Below are 232 nucleotides of genomic sequence, written 5' to 3' on the forward strand. Positions count from 1 at the left end.
CGCCCCCGGGCACTTGCCGAAAAGATGTCCGATGGGCTGCTGCAGTTTATGCGAACGGGCAACCCGAATGGCGGGGACTTGCCTGAGTGGGCTGCCTACACTCCCGAAAGGGGCGAAACCATGATTTTGGACGACCATTGCGAACTGCTGGACGACCCGGACCGCCAGGCCAGGCAAACGCTGCCTTAGGGCAGGAGCCCTGCCGGGGTGGTCAGGCGGTAGGCGGGGTTTT

The 232-nt window shown here is 63.8% G+C and carries 1 pseudogene; it reads left to right on the forward strand.

Annotated features, from left to right (window positions below):
- Positions 1–189 (forward strand): annotated as a pseudogene (locus tag ACRHNM_RS18355) (carboxylesterase/lipase family protein); the annotation flags it as partial.
- Positions 190–232 lie beyond the last annotated feature (43 nt).

It is taken from the genome of Psychroserpens mesophilus, from assembly GCF_050617655.1.
Taxonomy (GTDB): domain Bacteria; phylum Bacteroidota; class Bacteroidia; order Flavobacteriales; family Flavobacteriaceae; genus Psychroserpens; species Psychroserpens mesophilus_A.